Source organism: Paenibacillus diazotrophicus (assembly GCF_042610465.1).
In genome coordinates this window covers 519,213-536,625 of record NZ_JBGJZN010000003.1, presented here as the reverse complement: position 1 = coordinate 536,625, position 17,413 = coordinate 519,213, and the positions used below count along the sequence as shown (strand labels likewise).

At 44.0% G+C, this 17,413-nt stretch carries 19 protein-coding genes; all 19 read right to left on the bottom strand.

What is annotated here, in order from left to right; translation table 11 throughout:
• Positions 1–19: 19 nt before the first annotated feature.
• Complete coding sequence (locus ACAN54_RS16515) at positions 20–2,932, bottom strand: IPT/TIG domain-containing protein (RefSeq protein ID WP_379157264.1); 2,913 nt, start codon at positions 2,930–2,932, stop codon at positions 20–22.
• A gap of 28 nt (positions 2,933–2,960) precedes the next feature.
• The gene (locus ACAN54_RS16510; RefSeq protein ID WP_379157261.1) at positions 2,961–3,281 is read right to left on the bottom strand and encodes a hypothetical protein; all 321 of its coding nucleotides are present in this window, start codon (positions 3,279–3,281) and stop codon (positions 2,961–2,963) included.
• Complete coding sequence (locus ACAN54_RS16505; RefSeq protein ID WP_379157258.1) at positions 3,281–3,667, bottom strand: flagellar export chaperone FliS; 387 nt, start codon at positions 3,665–3,667, stop codon at positions 3,281–3,283. The genes ACAN54_RS16510 and ACAN54_RS16505 overlap by 1 nt, the downstream gene beginning before the upstream one ends.
• A 33-nt stretch (positions 3,668–3,700) precedes the next feature.
• Positions 3,701–5,185: a flagellar filament capping protein FliD gene (gene fliD, locus ACAN54_RS16500; RefSeq protein WP_379157255.1), complete on the bottom strand. Its 1,485-nt coding sequence runs from the start codon at positions 5,183–5,185 to the stop codon at positions 3,701–3,703.
• Positions 5,182–5,541 carry a flagellar protein FlaG gene (locus ACAN54_RS16495; RefSeq protein WP_379157252.1) on the bottom strand — a complete coding sequence of 120 codons (360 nt, stop codon included), beginning with the start codon at positions 5,539–5,541 and terminating at the stop codon, positions 5,182–5,184. The genes fliD and ACAN54_RS16495 overlap by 4 nt, the downstream gene beginning before the upstream one ends.
• A 70-nt stretch (positions 5,542–5,611) precedes the next feature.
• Positions 5,612–6,430 carry a flagellin N-terminal helical domain-containing protein gene (locus tag ACAN54_RS16490; RefSeq protein WP_379157249.1) on the bottom strand — a complete coding sequence of 273 codons (819 nt, stop codon included), beginning with the start codon at positions 6,428–6,430 and terminating at the stop codon, positions 5,612–5,614.
• Positions 6,431–6,584: 154 nt separating this feature from the next.
• Positions 6,585–6,818 carry a carbon storage regulator CsrA gene (gene csrA / locus ACAN54_RS16485; RefSeq protein ID WP_379157246.1) on the bottom strand — a complete coding sequence of 78 codons (234 nt, stop codon included), beginning with the start codon at positions 6,816–6,818 and terminating at the stop codon, positions 6,585–6,587.
• The gene (gene fliW / locus ACAN54_RS16480) at positions 6,796–7,254 is read right to left on the bottom strand and encodes a flagellar assembly protein FliW (protein WP_379157243.1); all 459 of its coding nucleotides are present in this window, start codon (positions 7,252–7,254) and stop codon (positions 6,796–6,798) included. Before fliW ends, csrA begins: the two co-directional genes overlap by 23 nt.
• Before the next feature lie 73 nt (positions 7,255–7,327).
• Entirely contained in the window at positions 7,328–7,900 is a 573-nt protein-coding gene (locus ACAN54_RS16475; RefSeq protein WP_379157240.1) for a DUF6470 family protein, read from the bottom strand.
• 12 nt (positions 7,901–7,912) lie between these two features.
• On the bottom strand, positions 7,913–8,830 hold the full coding sequence (flgL, locus tag ACAN54_RS16470) for a flagellar hook-associated protein FlgL (RefSeq protein ID WP_379157237.1): 918 nt from the start codon (positions 8,828–8,830) through the stop codon (positions 7,913–7,915).
• An 11-nt stretch (positions 8,831–8,841) separates the two neighbouring features.
• Positions 8,842–10,410 carry a flagellar hook-associated protein FlgK gene (gene flgK / locus ACAN54_RS16465; RefSeq protein ID WP_379157234.1) on the bottom strand — a complete coding sequence of 523 codons (1,569 nt, stop codon included), beginning with the start codon at positions 10,408–10,410 and terminating at the stop codon, positions 8,842–8,844.
• 27 nt (positions 10,411–10,437) lie between these two features.
• Positions 10,438–10,938, bottom strand: coding sequence for a flagellar protein FlgN (locus ACAN54_RS16460; protein WP_379157231.1), 501 nt, complete (start codon positions 10,936–10,938; stop codon positions 10,438–10,440).
• Positions 10,935–11,231, bottom strand: a complete 297-nt coding sequence (flgM, locus tag ACAN54_RS16455; protein ID WP_379157228.1) for a flagellar biosynthesis anti-sigma factor FlgM — start codon at positions 11,229–11,231, stop codon at positions 10,935–10,937. Before flgM ends, ACAN54_RS16460 begins: the two co-directional genes overlap by 4 nt.
• 122 nt (positions 11,232–11,353) lie before the next feature.
• Complete coding sequence (locus ACAN54_RS16450) at positions 11,354–11,761, bottom strand: flagellar protein (RefSeq protein ID WP_379157225.1); 408 nt, start codon at positions 11,759–11,761, stop codon at positions 11,354–11,356.
• 109 nt (positions 11,762–11,870) lie between these two features.
• Entirely contained in the window at positions 11,871–12,512 is a 642-nt protein-coding gene (locus ACAN54_RS16445) for a ComF family protein (RefSeq protein WP_379157222.1), read from the bottom strand.
• A gap of 233 nt (positions 12,513–12,745) precedes the next feature.
• Positions 12,746–14,809, bottom strand: a complete 2,064-nt coding sequence (locus ACAN54_RS16440; protein WP_379157219.1) for a helicase-related protein — start codon at positions 14,807–14,809, stop codon at positions 12,746–12,748.
• A gap of 120 nt (positions 14,810–14,929) precedes the next feature.
• Complete coding sequence (locus ACAN54_RS16435; protein ID WP_379157216.1) at positions 14,930–15,373, bottom strand: glycosyltransferase family 2 protein; 444 nt, start codon at positions 15,371–15,373, stop codon at positions 14,930–14,932.
• 125 nt (positions 15,374–15,498) lie between these two features.
• Entirely contained in the window at positions 15,499–16,221 is a 723-nt protein-coding gene (locus tag ACAN54_RS16430; RefSeq protein WP_074087298.1) for a response regulator, read from the bottom strand.
• A gap of 4 nt (positions 16,222–16,225) precedes the next feature.
• Positions 16,226–17,383 (bottom strand): sensor histidine kinase, encoded by a 1,158-nt coding sequence (locus ACAN54_RS16425; RefSeq protein ID WP_379157535.1) that lies wholly within the window; start codon positions 17,381–17,383, stop codon positions 16,226–16,228.
• Positions 17,384–17,413: the final 30 nt, after the last annotated feature.

Below are 17,413 nucleotides of genomic sequence, written 5' to 3'. Positions count from 1 at the left end.
CCCTGTTTCCCAAGTTAGATCATTTATACTCGTATGAGACAATATTACTTTCTTGTCCATCAGGATTAACTACTTTCAACCCTGTAGCCCCTATAGAAGTACCGGCAGGAACAATAATTCTTATTCTGAGTGTCGTATAGAATCGATTTATTGCAACTTCTTTAGTACCAACTATTACTTTTGATGTAGCCGTAAATCCAGTTCCATCAATATACACAATTGTACCACCACTGAGAGGACCAAATGCCGGAGATATAGCTGTTATTTTAGGTGCTGCTACCGCAGGAGGTGCATTATATGTGTATGTGGTAGAAGCACTAGTTCCGGATTGAAGTGTGATTACAACGGGTACTGTTCCAGCTGTACTTCTACTAGGTGCAACGAATCTGATCCGTGTACTGCTATAGAATGTATTAACAGGAACTACTACACCATCAACAGTGAGTGTCATAGTGGACTCAAAGTTCGTACCATCTACGTAAACTATTTCCCCACCTGCCAAAGCACCATTATTAGCAGTGATTGCCGTAATAGTAGGTGTAACTTTTTCATACGTAAATCCACCTGATACATTAACTTCTTGTCCATCAGTATTCGTGATCGTTACATTAACAGGGCCAAAAATACCATCCGAGGAAGGTGAAGATACACGAATACGCGTAGCGCTATAGTAAGTCCCAATCGGTACGGATTTAGTTCCAAATTTCACCGTAGCTCCAGCATCAATTCCCGTTCCGTCAATGTACACTAATGTACCACCCGTAGCCGGTCCTGTATTTGGTGTGATAGCCGTAATCGTAGGAGCTGCCTTGGGAGGAGGTGCTAAATATGTGTATCCTCCATTCACAATTACTTCCTTACTATCAGGATTCACGACTTTAACATCAAAAGTACCTGAAGTAGTAGTAGCTGGCACTATAATTCGGAATCTAGTACTACTATAAAATACATTTACAGGAACCTCTTTATCTCCAATGAACAATTTTAACCCGTTTTGAAAACCTGTACCGTCAATATAAACAATTTCCCCACCTTGAAGTTGACCACTATTAGGTGAAATCGCTGAAATCGTTGGATTCGGCAATACTGGAGGGGCCTCATAGGTGTATCCTCCAACAAGAGTAAACGTCTCTCCATCCGCATTAACAACCTTCAAATCAACTGGTCCCGAAACGGTTGATGTTGGCGCCAAGACTCTTATTCGTTTATCCGAATAAAAAATATTGATCGGTACTTGCGTATCTCCAAAATATACTTTTGAAGTAGTTTCAAATTTCGTTCCATCCATCGTTACTACTTCACCACCTGCTAGTTTTCCCGTATTAGGAGTTACAGCAGTTATAGCTAGCTTAGTAATAATCTTTTCATCGTATGCGAACCCATTTGGTATAACTAATTTTGTACCATCAGGATTCTCTAATGTGATGTCCACTGCTCCAGCCACTGTTGCCGGAGGAGTAACAACCGATACATAACCGGAGTTATAGAAATGTGTAGAAGTCGCATAGTTATCACCAAACTTGATCTTCATACCATTAATAAAATAGTCTCCATAAATAAGTATGGTTGTTCCACCCAAGTAAGGTCCAGATTTAGGCGTATAACTTGTAACTACGGGGTCTGCTAAATATGTGTAATCCCCTGTCGCGTACTGCCCATCAATATTTGTAACTTTAATGGATACTGTACCCTGCTTTCCAGGAAGCGCTGTAATCACAAGCTGATTTTTACTGATATACTGAACATTTGTTACTTGTGTAGTCCCCATCATAACTGTAGGATTAGGTTGGAAATTATCACCATTAATTGTGACGGTTTCTCCACCCTTCGGGTGACCTTTATTTTCTACAATTGAAGTTATTGTAGGAGCAAGAAGTTTAACACCTAAAGATACATTAGGAATCAACTTAGACCGAGCTGATCCGGCATAATCTTTATAAGTAATGACAGATGAGGTTGTCGAAACAGGAAAAGTGCCATATTTACTTTTATCTATCGGTCTAATCTTATATTTAAAAGTAAGGTCACTATTCTTCAATTCCAAAAAACTCCATGTCAACGTATTGCCATTTTGTACTGGTTGTGGGATATTATTAGTATAGCTTCCAGGTACAATTTCAAAATTTGGAGCTACTGTGTCTGTAACCACTACATTATAGGCACTTGCAACCCCAATTTCCTTTACAATTGCTGCATATATATCAGACAATCCAGTAGATCCGAGTACAAAATGATGATGCGCGTCCGTAGTCGCCATTTTCTTCAGCAAAGCATTCGGTCCACTTGTATCAGGATTATCATTAGGTCCTAGCAGTGCAATAGTATAAAATACAATCCCCGCATCTTTTGCGATCTGCGCTTGTTCTAGTGCGTACTCATAAGCTGTACCAGTAGGGACAGTAGCATCTCCATCAGTCATAAGAACAATAACTGGTTGCGCTTCTGGTCTATGATTGCTTAATTCAGTAACTGCAGTTTGAATCGCGCTTCCTGTGGCCGTTGAACCATTAGCAGCAATAGTATCTACATATGCTTTTGCTGCAGTTTTATCAGTAGTCATAGGAAAAACTGTTGAGGCTGAACTGAAATCAACAATACCTACTTGGTGTTTTGTCATATCCATCAAGTCAATGAAACCTTTAGCAGCACTTTTAGCTGCACTAATACGGTTATCTGTAGTCATACTCCCTGATTTATCAATGATCAATATGACATCATTGGGCATAACAACATCTACTGGAGGTGTCCCTTTGATATTTAATGATACTTCCGCTTCTTCTTCAACAGTTATAGATGTTGGATTAACCGTTTTGGTTACTGATACATAGTCTGCCACTGCTGCTGAAGCATTTCCTCCTCCGAGTCCTGCAACGCCTGATAAAGCTAAAAGCACTGAAAGTAATAGTGTAGTTAATTTTTTCGCTATCTTCATACTACCCCTCCTATTTACTATTAATCCATTAACCTTTCTTATCAAAAAAAATAGAGCCGTAAGAAGAAGAATACTGTTCTACAAGTTTCCCTTGGTTTTCCAGCCTGTTTTTTTTGATTTGTACAAACTCTGTAATACGTGAGTTCATAAGATGAATGTCTTTTAATAGTTCAATTCGCTCAGCAGAAGAAGGAGTATTCCTTTGAGTTAGATACACTCGCTGGAATAACTCTTCTACTTCAGCCTCTTTTGAAAAAAAGTATTCCAAGTCCATTTTCAGAAGTATTTCTTGATAAAGATTTTTGATTTTCCGAAGATTGGAGAGCTCCTCAATGTCTATTGCATTCATCATGACATATTCCCTGGCTTTAACGACTGCATAGCTGCCTTCCAGGTTTCAGTCATGAGGTATCCAAATTCAAGTGCCTCGTCTAGAATAGCAACATCTTTGGATACCAAAAAACTAGCCAATCTATTATTGTAATAAATATAAAGCTCGTAGAGATTGTGAGAGATATCATAATCCATATTTAGTGTAATAATGAATTCATTTAAAATATCTTTCGCCTTGAAAACTTGAACCTTCATCTCATCTAATAACCCTTTAGACAAGAGGTTCTTAGATATCATAATTTTCTTGCAAAACTCTTCATACAATATCAAAGTAAGTTCCCCTGGGCTTGCTGTTTCGACCCGGACTTTTAGATAGTTTAACTGATGATTTAATATGGACATGAATATCCCCTCTTACATTGTAAAGTCTGAAGATTAGCTTGAACTTAATTGTGAAGTCAACCAAGACCCTTTATTGTTCAGGTTTTGGATAGCCTTTTCCATTGCAGCGAACTGTTTGTAATACCTTGTCTCGGCAGCAGTCACCTTATCTTCAGTACTATAAATTTTTGTATTCAAGTACTTTAACTCGGTTCCCATTAAACTGCTATCTACTGTTTCCGATTGAGAGCTCGAACCAATTTTACGCGCCATGTTGGAAATGGATTGATCTAAATCTTGTTTAATTCTTTCTGCGAATCCCATCTCTGACTTGAGTTTGGGGTCACTTGTTGAAGCTTTGGAGAATAACGCTTTAACACTTTCCGGATCAGCAGCCAATGCTTCTTTCAACTTAACAGTATCGATATGCAACTTCCCGTTCTCTTTGTATGCATCTTTTCCACTGGCTGTTGCAATACCTATGGAACTTAATGTGTTTTTACCGATAGGTAACCCCTTGACTTGATTCATAAATGAATTTCTTAAAGTTGACAGTGTTGATTCTAGCATATCATCGTTAGCTAGCAAGCCTTTTTTAGCTTTGGATTCCCAGATCGTAATTTGACTTTCAGTCATTGCTTCTCTTTGTTCTTCAGTTAGAGGAGCATATTCGCGATTGTGTTTTTCATCCAGCTTTGACTTAATGCTATCGATCAATTCGTTGTATTTATTTACAAAATCCGTAATTTTAGAAACAATTTTCTCCGTGTCCTGTGCAACGTCTACAGAAACAGCCGCACTTGAGGTTCCTTTTAATGAAAAGGTAACGCCATTGAAATTAAAGGTGTTAGTGGCCATTTTCATAGCAGCGCCGTTTATTTCCACATTAGCATCTTTCCCCGAAGTCAATGCTGTTGTTCCAATCCCTAAGTTTGATTTTAGGACATTTGCAGTGTCATCAATAGTGATTGATGCCGCTGCACCAGTTTGCTTAGTAGAAAGCATGAGTCTCATATTCGTCGCATCGTAACTCGCTGTAATTCCAATACCCGCATTATTAATATCATTTATTACGGACTGTCTTGTGGAAGTACTGGTTACTGTAATTTCCTTGGGACCGCCAGGACCCGTTATCGTAAACTTCCCTTCAGTAAGCCCTGTTTGAGTCAATGTCGTACCTGCAGCCAATGATTCACCAGCTACCACTGCAGTAGATGCGAGCTCATTGACTTTGATAGAGTAGCTGCCCTCTACAGCACCAGTAGTGGATTGGGCAGTAACTATAGTTGAGTTATTAGAAGTAGCTACCTTAGCATCAAAAGATGATTCAAAGCGCAGTCCATCGGCTAAGTTTCTCAAGGATGAATATTGTAAATTAGTCTCTTGATATTGCTCTCGCTTCCACATAAGTGTCTGTCTTTGTTGTTGCAACTTAGTTAGTGGAAGCTTCTCTACTTTCATTAAATCCGTAACTATTTTCTCCGTGTCTATACCGGATGCCATCCCAGTAAATTTAATACTACTAGTACTAATACTCATACCACACCTCCTTTACCAACTTTGATATCAACAAAGATACCCATCTGTTCACACAAGTTATATACTAAATCCGCCCATTTTTCTGGCGGTATTTCCTTAACTACCTCATTCGTCTGTGTGTCAATGAGTTTAATCATCATCTGGTTAGTCTCTTTATGAAAGGAAACCTCTAACCTGGTATCAGATTTCACCAGCATACGATTCCCTTGTTCTATACGATTTTTTATTTCCTTCTCGCTGAGCTGCATATTTCTATTGTATGTATTCCCCACTTCAGTTGGAGCATCACTTTGAATATCCGCTCTAACCTTATCATGGAGTTGAGAAGGAAGTTGAGAGACACTCTCAATTTTCATCCTGATCTACTCCCATACAATTTTATAAAAAAGGGCCGACCGGAATTTCCGGCCGGCCCTTTTAAACCAATTAACGAAGTAATTGAAGTACGCCTTGTGGTTGTTGATTCGCTTGAGCCAACATTGCTGTTGCAGCTTGTTGTAGAATACCTTGCTTCGTGAATTCGCTCATTTCTTTAGCCATGTCTACATCACGAATACGGGATTCAGCAGCTTGCAAGTTCTCGGAAGTAGTTCCCAGGTTGTTGATTGTGTGCTCCAAACGGTTTTGTACAGCCCCCAAGTCAGATCTCAAAGCGGATACTTTATCGATTGCAGTCTGAACTTTAGTCATGTTTCCTGTTGCAGTCGCATTCGTACCATCAAGCGCCGCCATACCTGTAAGTCCAATACTAGCGGAATCAGCTGCAGACAATGTAACTGCAATTGTTTCACCAGCATTAGCACCAACTTGGAAAGTAATATCTGTAATACTACCATCAAGCAAAGCTTTGGTGTTAAATTGAGTTTGGCTAGCAACCGCATCAATTTGTTGAGTCAATTGAGAAATTTCAGCATCAATTTTAGCTGAGTCTGTAGTGGTCAACGTTTCGTTGGCAGCCTGGTTATAAAGCTCGCCCATACGTTGAAGCATTGCATGAGTTTCATTCAATGCGCCTTCAGCAGTCTGGATCAGGGAGATACCATCCAATGAGTTACGGGATGCTTGCTCAAGACCACGGATCTGGTTACGCATTTTTTCGGAGATAGCCAAACCTGCTGCATCGTCAGCAGCGCGGTTGATTCTCAAACCCGAAGACAATTTCTCAAGAGATTTACTTTGTGCAGTGTTGTTAGTTGCCAATTGACGCTGAGTGTTGTACGAACTGATATTGTGGTTAATACGCATAATATAATTCCTCCTTGGAATGTGTTGGTGATTAGCATCCTTGCTTCACCCATTTAAGATCGAACCATGGCTTGCGGCCGTCAATGCCATGTCTTTCGTCCTACAATATATATCGGATAATTTGTACTATTGTTTATAGTTTTTTGACTTTTTTTTATTTTTTCTTTTGAGGAGCTATACCGAGTAAAATATGTTGAGCATCTCCCGACATAACAGCATCTTTATTCTGTAATTGAATCGCATTATAAATCTCCTCTCTGTATATACTTACTTGAGAGGGTGCTTCAATACCTACTCTAACCTGGTCTCCAGTGACCTCAACAATAGAAATTACGATATCCCCATTAATCATAATCTTCTGACCTTTATTTCTCGATAGGATTAGCACACTTTGCCTCCTCCCCTGTATTTCCGATGATTGAAAACCGGGTGCTATATTCTAATTTATCCAAAATAATCTGGGCAGCTTCCTTCGTTCTGGCATTCATTACAATAGGAGCTTTGAGATTAATTGAAATATCAGAGGATGACCTCACAGTTACAATCGATCGTATAGCAACTAGTTCCTCCTTATCCAAATGAAGAGAATCAAGCCAGTGTTGCTCGAGTGTAAACGCATACTCCTGACAGAAATTAAAAGGATCTGTTACGATAAAGGTCAAGTGTTCATCTTCTACCGATTGAAAGAACTCAAACGGACTGTTATCTTGAGGAATATTTATATATCGACGATTCGTCTCAAACCCCAAAATCGGATTATTGAAGCTCCATATGTCTTCATGATTTACTTCTAGATCTCCAAATCTCGCTGTCTTCACTAGCATTTCCCATCCCCCTTAGATCATAAAAAAATAGCTATATGAAACCTTCTGTTCATTATAGCTATTGTAAAGCTCACTAGACAACCTTATTCAAATTCTCTCCGGTCACCGTCATGGATATAAAGTTTTTTTGAGCCACATATATTTTAATCTTACCTGGCATGTAATCAATTTGAGGGGCATGAATCTCCGGATCAGCGCTCACCTTACTACTGATGTGATTCATACTTATTGTACCTGGGCTGAAGGTAACATCAACATTATCATAACTTGGAGGGCCACAGAACTCGATAGGTCGTTCTTTAAAAGCATTCTGTCGGGCAATCTCAGCGAAAGCATTTCCTTTTTTTTGAAATGCCATCATTCGATCCCCCGCCTGTGCGATCTCAGCAATATTTTGCATAGATGATTCTAACGAACTCTGAGCCACACGATCTGCAAATTCCAGAAATCTTGCCAGCCCCAGAGCAGACCACGCTTTCTGTGAATCAATCTCTAACTTACCTTCATTTTGCTCTATTTGCAATTCGCCTGATTCTTGATCTAAATTCAGCGTAGGCTTAGGTTGCTTGATATCCCATTGTCCTTGAGTAGTCTCAACTGCCAGTTTGCTATAGCCTTGTTGTATTTGTATACGGGGAATTTGCAATTGCTATCACCCCTATCTCAGAAAATCCAATAAGCTTGGTCTTATTATGCGAGCCATCGTATCCAGGGACGCTTGATAAATACTCTCCGAAGTTTTGAGTTCAGTCACAACTGAAGCTATATCCGCATCCTCTGTCGTTGACTGAAGTGAAGTATAATTCAAATTCAAATCTTCTAAGCGAGTCATTGTGAACTCTAGACGGTTTTGTTTGCCACCAATCTCTGATTGTGCAGTTATAACTTTCTCTAAATTCCCCTGTAACGCAGGGATTATCTTCTGAATAGATGCTGTGCCTGCGGGACTGGTATCCACCAAGGCCTTCTTAAAGTCGTCAATTACTTTGTACAATCCAGTATTATCACCAAATGCTCCAAATATTTTATCCCCTGTCATGTTAACCGGAATATAAATACTCGCACCTATCTGGTACTGGACTTCACCTTGATCGAGATTATATTGATTTGCCAGATTTGAGGTGTCTCCTGGATCGTCAGGGTAAGGTTTTTCATTAACTCTCTCACCATTAAAAATATACTTACCTTTAAACTGAGAGTTACCCAAATTCACAAGCTGTTTATAGAGCTGGTCTACCTCTTCAGCAATATTATTACGAGCATCTGCAGGTACTGTATCAGTACCCGCCTGAACAGCTAATTCAGACATCCGTTGTATAATTTGGGTTGTTTCTGTTAACACGCTATCATTGAACTTCATCCACGAGTCTGCATCTTCTGCGTTCTCCTTAAACTGCGTTGTAAAACTAATCTCTGCCCGATACTGCAGTGCACTGGATACGCCAACCGGGTCATCGGAAGGACGATTAAGCTTACGATTGGTCATCATCTGTTCCTGATATTTATCCATTCGTTTATAATTGGTCTGTAAATTACTCATCATAGAATTACTCATCATTGATTGAGTTATACGCATGTTATCATCCCCTATCTCCCTACTACACCAGTACCGTTAATCAATTTATCTAGCATCTCGTCAATTGTTGTTATTACCCTAGATGAGGCACTGTAGGCGTGCTGAAATTTAATCATATCTGCCATTTCTTCATCAAGCGAAACACTGCTTACGGACTGACGCAAGCTCTCCGCGTGGTCCGACAACAATGTACCATTCTGTACCATCCGACTGGCATTATCCGAATCTGTACCGAGCTGAGCTATGACAGATTGAAGATATCCACCAAAGGTCCCATCATCCGCAATCGCACCATTTTGGCTGCTATAATCAAATTTACCCTCTGCTAATGAGGCAATTAACAATGCCATACTCCCATTACCTTGAAGGACTTTCTCTGTAGTTACCCCATTCACCGTGACCTTCTCGGTTCGCATAGATGCTGCAATATTCGCTAGATTGGCAACAATCTCCGGATTGACGCGAATATTCGCAGCCGTGATTGTGCCACTCCCGGTATCCGTCACAAAAAAGTCTTTCCCCACCGTTGCCGGGTCCTGTAATGTATATCCCAGTTTATGTAGTCCATTAAGACCATCAACGGTATACTTTGCGTCCTTTGCCAACATGCTCGGATTGGTCACATCCATTTGGGCACCTGGAATAGTGACTCCTGGAGGTAAGATGGAACCTGCGGGTAATGTAACCTCAATTTTGCCGGTTGCTAACGTATTAGCCATGATATTCATTTGATTAATATAATTCTGAGTATGCACATCTCTGGATTCTATATACCCTGCAATCTCCCCTTTGGTGAGGGATGATGCGTTCGCTAGTGTAAACTCTGTCGGCGGCTGGTCCCCATTTACAACCAAAACACTACCAAACATGACCTGGTAATTATCACCGGTCTCTGTCACTTGCACATTCCCTAAACTTGAAAGCTGGTCAACCAATAAGTCGCGCTGGTCACGAAGGTCATTGGCGTTATCACCTAGCGCTTCCACATGTTTAATAGTACTGGTTAAATCCGCGATTTGCGTGGCTGCTTTATTGGCTTCGCCAATTCTCACATCAATACGCTGAGTTAAATTATCGCTTAACGTATTGAGCTGAGAAGCAATATGATTAAACGTCTCCGTAAGTGCTAACGCTTTCTGCTGAACAACAGTTCTCGCTGATAGATCCGTGCTACTCGGGTTTTTGCTAAGCTGTTGCCAAGAACTCCAGAACTCTGAAATACTTGTTGCTATACTGTTATCCGAAGGTTCGTTGAAGATCCCTTCAATGTTGGACAATGCTTCTTGCTTAACATTCCAAGTGGTTAGATCCGAATTCTGATTCCGGTATTCAATATCTAGCAAAAAGTCACGAACCCGGTTAATACTCGTTACCTCAACACCCATCCCCATTTGATTCGGATTGGTCGAGCGGGTCATTCCCGGAAATTCAATCGGTCTTGCGGCTGCCATTTTGGCAACCTGTCTAGAGTACCCCGGGGAATTTGCATTTGTTATGTTATGGCCTGTGGTAGCAAGTGCAGTCTGCTGCGCCAAAATCCCACGTTTACCAACTTCAAGTGTATGAAAAGTAGATCTCATTGTATTATCCTCGCTCCCTATCTTTCCTCAAGCCCTAGTATCAAAAAAACTTCGCGGTTTCTGGGCCGGAGCCGTCTCCATTGGGTTACGGTAGACCATATCATCCTCGGGCTCGCTCATAAATAGATTCAGACTATAATCTATAAACGTTAATGACTGCTCCAGCAGATCCTTGTTAATTGAATTCAGATGTTTGAGTTCAATTAACGTATCCGACAATTGGCGCTGAGCCAATTGCAAGTCTTGCTTCTCTGTCAAATCAAAAACAAGACGTGTCATTTCAGTAATGGTTAAGTTCAATTTCGAGCGAATACCCTTCTCTTTCAAAAAGTCAGCCGCCGCTTGTTCCCGCTCTTCATCCAACTCTGAACTTTTTTTAATAAGACGAGCCTCTTTAGTCATCACTTTAGTCAGGGCATCTACATTGTTGTCCATAATTGCTTCCTGCTTCTCTTTACCTAGAACAATCATCGTCCGGTATAATTCATCCATCCGCCGAAGTGTATCCGTGACCCGTTCTACACTCACTGCTGCTTACCCGATTCGGATGACGATTTGAAGTAGGGGGCCAGCTTCTCAGCTATTTTGTTGGCCTCGACATGATATACGCCTGTTTTAACCGCTTCCTTCAATTGCGCAATGCGTTCAGTACGCTGAGGGTCATTAACTCGATTGGTCTCTTCAAGCATACCCTTGGCCTCTGCAGAGATCGAAACCTGATCTACTTGCTTCTTCTTATTAATTTGACTCTCCCGATTGTCAAAACTATTGCGTTGATAAGGGTTAACACCGGAAACGCGTCCAGTCTCATTAATTTTCAAATTAATCACCTCACTAGAATAAAAAAGCCGATAATCTTTACTAAGTTTATCGGCGCAAATTAAAATATTATGAATAGCATACTATAGGTTTATAAAGAATATTATGTCACTTAAGCGGGGAATTAATCGCGGAATTTGTCAACAGCGCTGTAGGCGCCCCCATTTTTTTTATTATTCTGATTGTATTGCGACTTATCTTTACCAGCTTCCGATATCTCACGGGTAAGGCGGCTGCGGCAGGAATCGCACATATTATTTTCCCGGATGAGTATCCCGCAAACCTCGCATGGATACATTATATTAGGATTGTTGGCAACCGAGATGCGCCCTTCTTTAATGAATTTAGTAATCCGACTAATAGACACCTCAGTGGCCTCGTGTACGTCCTGAATGGAAGCTGTTCTCATCTCGCGTAAATATTTAACGCATTTATCATAGTCGAGATCAATAAGTTTAGCGCAGGAAGGACAAATATCTCTAAAATTATTGGTAAATAGCTTTCCACAGAGCGAGCAATTTCCAAGATTCATACCCATACTCTTTAACTCGTCCCTTCAACTAACATCATTTTATAGTTAGATTACATCATTCAAGGGGGCTCGTCCATATCTTTTATATACACGTTGCAAAAGAAATTAATCAGGATCTCGCCCAAGTTATAATATAAACCTCAACCGGCCGCCCTATCCTTGTGCAAATATCATGAATCAACTTGGAGCAAGCGTTTACTGTACTTCCTGTGGTATAGACATCATCCACTACAATAATTCTCAGAGGAGATAGAAGATCCATGCCGAAAGTTTCTCTTCGCAGGTTTATCTTAAAATAAGGCCGCTTGAATACATGCTTCTTCTCCAAATTCCCGATAGCTGTTATAAGTCTCTCAGAAGAATCCGGCAATATCCCGTATACACCCTGCAAATCCCGGATGCGTTCCCGGCGGGACTTCAGGCTTTGTTTCTCGGTATGACAAATACGTTCCAATAATGAAAGCACCGGGATCCTGCAAGCCGCCCCCACACCTAAGGCAAGCTGCTCCGCCTGATTAAAACCGCGTTCCATCATTCTGTCCGAACTTGCTGGCACATAAGTCACTGCGTCAAAGCGAAAGTTCCGTGCGGGAGCATCGATCCTCTGGCTGCTCAGTTCGCTCTTCATAGCTTTGGCCGCCCAACCTGCCATACGAGCCAAAAGCGGCCCATAGGCTTCATTCCCCCGAAATTTATACTGAGCCAGCCATTCGCGCATTTGCCCATTGTACGTGACAGCACTTCGATTCATAACATAATTCCGAGTCATCCCTTTGTCTCTAGTGCAATCTGGACATCCTACATGACGGCCGCATATCCTGCAGCGCAGGCATGTTATCCAGGGAATTGATGCGCAGCAAGCAAGACAGAGTTCCGGATAACTGGGGTTATGAGTATGAATCGTTCGTCCGCAGGTCAGACATACCTTTGACAAAGGAGACAACAATTGTCCCAGCGGGTGTATCATTTTTTCCCAGGATGATGTCATAGCTTTACTTCTTGTATGCTGTGCAGATATCCCTTTTTATAAGCGAGCTTATTCATCTGCTGAATTTGCCGGATCGCAGAGCGTTGAGACCGGGTCCAGTAGGGAGAGGCAAATAAAACCTTGCCGGAGGGATCTTCAACGGATCGTCCAGCACGGCCAGCCATCTGTACCAGAGAAGTCTCATCAAATAAACTGCAGTCTGCGTCCAATATATACACATCGCTTTTGGGTACCGTGACCCCGCGCTCAAGAATGGTTGTCGTAACCAGTAACCTCACATTCCCTGATCGAAAAGCAAGCACTTTGTCAGCACGGTCTTTATCTTGAGAAGATGTCCCTTGAATCGGCAGTGCAGGGAACCGCAATCGCAGCAAAGCTACAAGGGGTTCAATATATCGAATCCGTGAGACAAACACAAAAATTTGTGCGCCTCGCTGATCGGATTCCTCCAGAGAACGGACAAAGGATGCGGGCAGGGATTGCCTACGAAGATAAACCTCCACCTGTCTGATCTCTATCCGATGGGGAACCGGGAGCGGATGGCCATGATAGCGTGCCGGCACTTTGGCATGCGGCAAACGGCCTCCCCGGATCTCCCTTTGCATTACCACTGGGGGCGTAGCTGACAAAAAGATAAAGCGTCCTCCCGGCCGGCATGCGGATTCCGCTGCAAAGGCCAGCATAGCATTATTGTGATAGGGATAGGCATCGAGCTCGTCGATGATGACGAGATCAAAGCTCTGGTTAAAGCGCAGCAGCTGATGGGTAGTGGCCAGAGTCAGCCGGCCACGGATCCAGCGGTCTGCGCTGCCGCCGTACAGCACGGCGAGTGTCTCTGCCGGGAAAGCCTTGGCGAGCCGCGGTGCCAGCTCAAGCACGACGTCGCGCCGCGGCGTCGCGACGAGCGCGCAGCCGCCGGCGGCGAGCACCGCCTCCAGGAGCGGGAACGTGATCTCCGTTTTCCCCGCTCCCGTGACGGCCCAGAGCAGGAACCGCTCTGGGCCTCTCCCGGCGAAGCGCTTGCGCGGCTCCGCCAGGAACTCCAGCGCAGCGCCAGCGGCTCCCGCCTGCGCTGCGCTAAGCCCCCACCGGCGTGCCGCCACGGTGGGGTCAAAACCGGCCGTGCCCAGCACGGCCGGAAGCGCTGCGCTGCGCAGCAGCAGCGCGCAAGCCCGACTGCGCCCGAGTGCGAGGCAGGCCTCGCAATAGGCGCAGCCCGCAAGGCCGCACGCGGCGCAGGCCGTGCGGCCCGTGGGAGCGCTGCCGCAGCGCAGGCAGCATTCCCTGGCGCGGCGGACGGCAACGCCGCGCCGGGGCAGGCGCAGCTGCGGTAGGCGGAGCGCCGCCGCGCAGAAGAACCGGCTGGTGACCGCAGGGAACCGGCCTGCGCCGCGCGCCGTAGAACTTGAACCTGCGCTTCGGAGCGCAGGTAACACGCCAACAGCGGCGTCCAAGCTCAGCCGCCCCTGCAAATTGCAGAGTTGTGCTGCCGCCCGCCACTGCCCAGTAAGTCCAGGAAGCTGCTCTGCAAGGAGCGCTTCGACTTCAGTCTGGAGTAATGAACGGCCATTAAGCGCTTGTATCAACTGTTCAGCCGCATCTCCTAGAGCAGCCTTCGCTCTGTCTTCTTCCATTACATTTGCTATATTGTACTCTTTATAGTTAATGTAGGCCCTTGGGTCGCCTCCGGTCGTTCTAACCTCCTCTTCCAATAACGCCCGGAAAGAGACTTCATTATACAGTCTACCTACACTCCAGCTACCGCCGGCTCTCCTCTCTTCATCTATTTCTGCTCTGAGTACATCTGCCATATATCTCCCCCAGTCCTGCTCCTGCCAATGCCCTACTGACGGGAAGGAGCTCCATTGCTCCCTTAGCTTCACCGCCCAACCCAGAGGAAGAGCCATAGAGAGGAGTACCCGCTTGTCCGCAGCACAATTACTCCACCCATCCTGTTCTGCTCCATTACTACTCCACCATAACCTGTCTACATTCATATCGAGTGAAACCCATAGACTCCAGTCCCCCCCAAGCTCCACTGCATATACAGCCACCTGCATCTGCTGCACCTCCTCAAAATATTTCCTCCCAGCTGTCTCATAACAGCACAAAAAAGCACACTCCCCCATTTCTGAAGAGTGTGCTTCACCCGTTTCCTGCTTTAACTGCATATGTTATGATTATTCGCCTCGCTTTGATCTGCATCCCCTGCTCCACGGCATTTGCAGAAAAGGCAGCGGTACCGGTTGTCCAGTCCCCCGTAAATCCACTATGACTCCAGACTGGAGCTCGTGATCTGACTCCAAAGAACAGATGGGCCTAGCCGGAATCAATTCCAGTGCGGAACCATTCCGTGCAAGCCGTGTAGCTATGTCCAATGTTGCATCACTCGATCCGTCGTCCATCAAGGTTACCTGCAGTATCTTACCGCTCATCAAAGAATGGAAGGTCAGCGCTCTGATATACCATTCCACTACATATTCATGATTACGAGTAATGAGAATATATTGAATCCGTTTGCCTGTTGGGCTACCCTGCCGGGATCGCTCCCGTTTACTTAGCATATGAACCAACACTACCGCAAAAACATAGATGGCCGCAATCCATATTAACTGGGCTACCATGGAGATACACCTCCTCTTATACCGACACTATATGCCGGTGATAAAAGGTCGGTGACTGCCCAGGGCAGACTGCATTTTCCTTCTAATGTGCTGCAGTCATTATATGTAATAGCTTAACCTACTATCTACAGCGTTACCCACCCATACTTTATCGAATTAATAACAGCTTGAGTACGATCATCAACTTCCATTTTTTGGAGAATACTGCTCACATGGTTCTTGACGGTTTTTTCACTGATAAACAGATATTCACCGATCATTTTATTGCTCTTGCCTTCAGCCATCAGACGAAGCACTTCTGCTTCACGCCGGGTCAGCGGATTGTTGTCACCTGCAACAAATTTGACTCCAGCCTCTTTAACTGCAGTTTCAGCAATAGCTCCTGTTTCATTGAGATATGTCATACGGCGCAGCTGATTAATAAGCTTGCCAGTAACCTTTGGATGAATAAAGGCATGGCCTTCACAGACCGAGCGGATGGCATTAATAAGCGATTCCGCCTCCATGTCCTTCAGCAAATAGCCATTGGCACCCTTGCGCAGCGTTTCAAATACATAACTCTCATCATCATGAATCGATAAAATAATGACTTTGACATCCGGGAACATTTCCCGCAGCTTTTGTGTGGCTTCCACACCATTTTCAATGGGCATATTGATATCCATCAGGACAATATCTGGTTTGGTTTCATTGCAAAATTCAAGCACCTGAATACCATCACCACATTCCCCAATGACCTCAATATCTTCCTCCATATTTAAAATCCGCTTTAGCCCTTCACGAAACAACTGATGATCATCGGCCAAAAGAACTTTAATGGGCGACTTGCCAGGATTCTGGTTTTCCATCACATTACTCCTTCCCTTTTTCCACATTCGTCGGAATGTGAATTACAATTGTTGTACCCTGATTCTCGGCTGATAGTATTTCCATTCTTCCTTCGAGCAGTTCCACGCGTTCCCGCATGCCGACCAGCCCAAAGCTTTCACGATTGGCCTGTTCACTGATTTTCTTCACATTGAACCCTAGACCATTATCCTTCACGACAATCTTGATCAGTTGTGCCTGATAAGTGATCTCCACTAATACGTAGCTCGGAAAAGCATGTTTGGCCGCATTCGACAATGCCTCCTGGACCAAACGGTATACGGCTGCCTCCATAGCTGATGACAGCCGGTGCTCCTTACCCCTCGTTTCAAAAGAGGTTCGGATCTTTGTCTTTTCCTCATAGTCATGTACGTATTTCCTGAGTGTCGGAATCAGACCCAAATCATCAAGCGCCATCGGACGCAGATTAAAAATCACCTTCCGCATTTCTTCCAGGCTGTATCTTACCTGCCCTTTCAAGTCTAATACTTCGTCCTGTACCAGCCCAAATTCCTGCTTTACCAGCATTCTTTCTACAATTTCCGTCCTTAGGACTAGATTCGCCAGCATTTGAGCAGGACCGTCATGAATTTCCCGGGCAATTCTTTTGCGTTCCTCTTCCTGAGCCAGGATTATTTTGAGTCCGATCATCTGGCGGTTCTTCGCAGATTCGACAATTCTCGTCACTTGTCCTAGTTCTCCGGATAGATATTCCAGAACAACGCTCATTTGCGAACCAATCGATTCTGCCCGCTCTACCGAATTTTCGACACTGCGGACCCGCAGCTGCAGCTCGTCACGCCTGCTCCGAAGATAGACCTCCCTCTCTCTGGTCATCATCAGTTCAAGCTGAAGCTCTGTCGCTTTCTCATAAGCGATTCGGATATCCTTCTCGGAGTAGCGGACAAAGTCCCGGCTGACCTCTGTCAGCCGGATACGGGAGCGGTGATACTGCAGCTCCAGCTTGTCTACCTTTTGCAATGTTTCATCCGTTTCATCCATGACCCGCTGCAGTTCTTTGTTGAGTGCAACAAGCTCATCCCGTGCAACCTGCAATATTTCAAAAATCTGATACTTGCTGCTCTCCATCACGTCGATGGTATTCTTAATGACGCGATCTATCGCATCGGCTTGAAATTCCACGGATGCTTGCCCCATTTCTATCGGATCGTA

Coding starts and splice junctions, on each gene's coding strand:
- ACAN54_RS16440 (WP_379157219.1), bottom strand. CDS start 14,809: ATGCAGGTGGCTGTATATGCAGTGGAGCTTGGGGGGGACTGGAGTCTA.
- ACAN54_RS16495 (WP_379157252.1), bottom strand. CDS start 5,541: ATGAAAATTGAGAGTGTCTCTCAACTTCCTTCTCAACTCCATGATAAG.
- ACAN54_RS16445 (WP_379157222.1), bottom strand. CDS start 12,512: ATGAATCGAAGTGCTGTCACGTACAATGGGCAAATGCGCGAATGGCTG.
- flgL (WP_379157237.1), bottom strand. CDS start 8,830: ATGCGTATAACTCAATCAATGATGAGTAATTCTATGATGAGTAATTTA.
- ACAN54_RS16510 (WP_379157261.1), bottom strand. CDS start 3,281: ATGAATGCAATAGACATTGAGGAGCTCTCCAATCTTCGGAAAATCAAA.
- fliD (WP_379157255.1), bottom strand. CDS start 5,185: ATGAGTATTAGTACTAGTAGTATTAAATTTACTGGGATGGCATCCGGT.
- flgK (WP_379157234.1), bottom strand. CDS start 10,410: ATGAGATCTACTTTTCATACACTTGAAGTTGGTAAACGTGGGATTTTG.
- ACAN54_RS16515 (WP_379157264.1), bottom strand. CDS start 2,932: ATGAAGATAGCGAAAAAATTAACTACACTATTACTTTCAGTGCTTTTA.
- ACAN54_RS16430 (WP_074087298.1), bottom strand. CDS start 16,221: ATGGAAAACCAGAATCCTGGCAAGTCGCCCATTAAAGTTCTTTTGGCC.
- fliW (WP_379157243.1), bottom strand. CDS start 7,254: ATGCTAGTGAAGACAGCGAGATTTGGAGATCTAGAAGTAAATCATGAA.
- ACAN54_RS16435 (WP_379157216.1), bottom strand. CDS start 15,373: ATGGTAGCCCAGTTAATATGGATTGCGGCCATCTATGTTTTTGCGGTA.
- ACAN54_RS16450 (WP_379157225.1), bottom strand. CDS start 11,761: ATGAATCTTGGAAATTGCTCGCTCTGTGGAAAGCTATTTACCAATAAT.
- ACAN54_RS16490 (WP_379157249.1), bottom strand. CDS start 6,430: ATGCGTATTAACCACAATATCAGTTCGTACAACACTCAGCGTCAATTG.
- ACAN54_RS16505 (WP_379157258.1), bottom strand. CDS start 3,667: ATGTCCATATTAAATCATCAGTTAAACTATCTAAAAGTCCGGGTCGAA.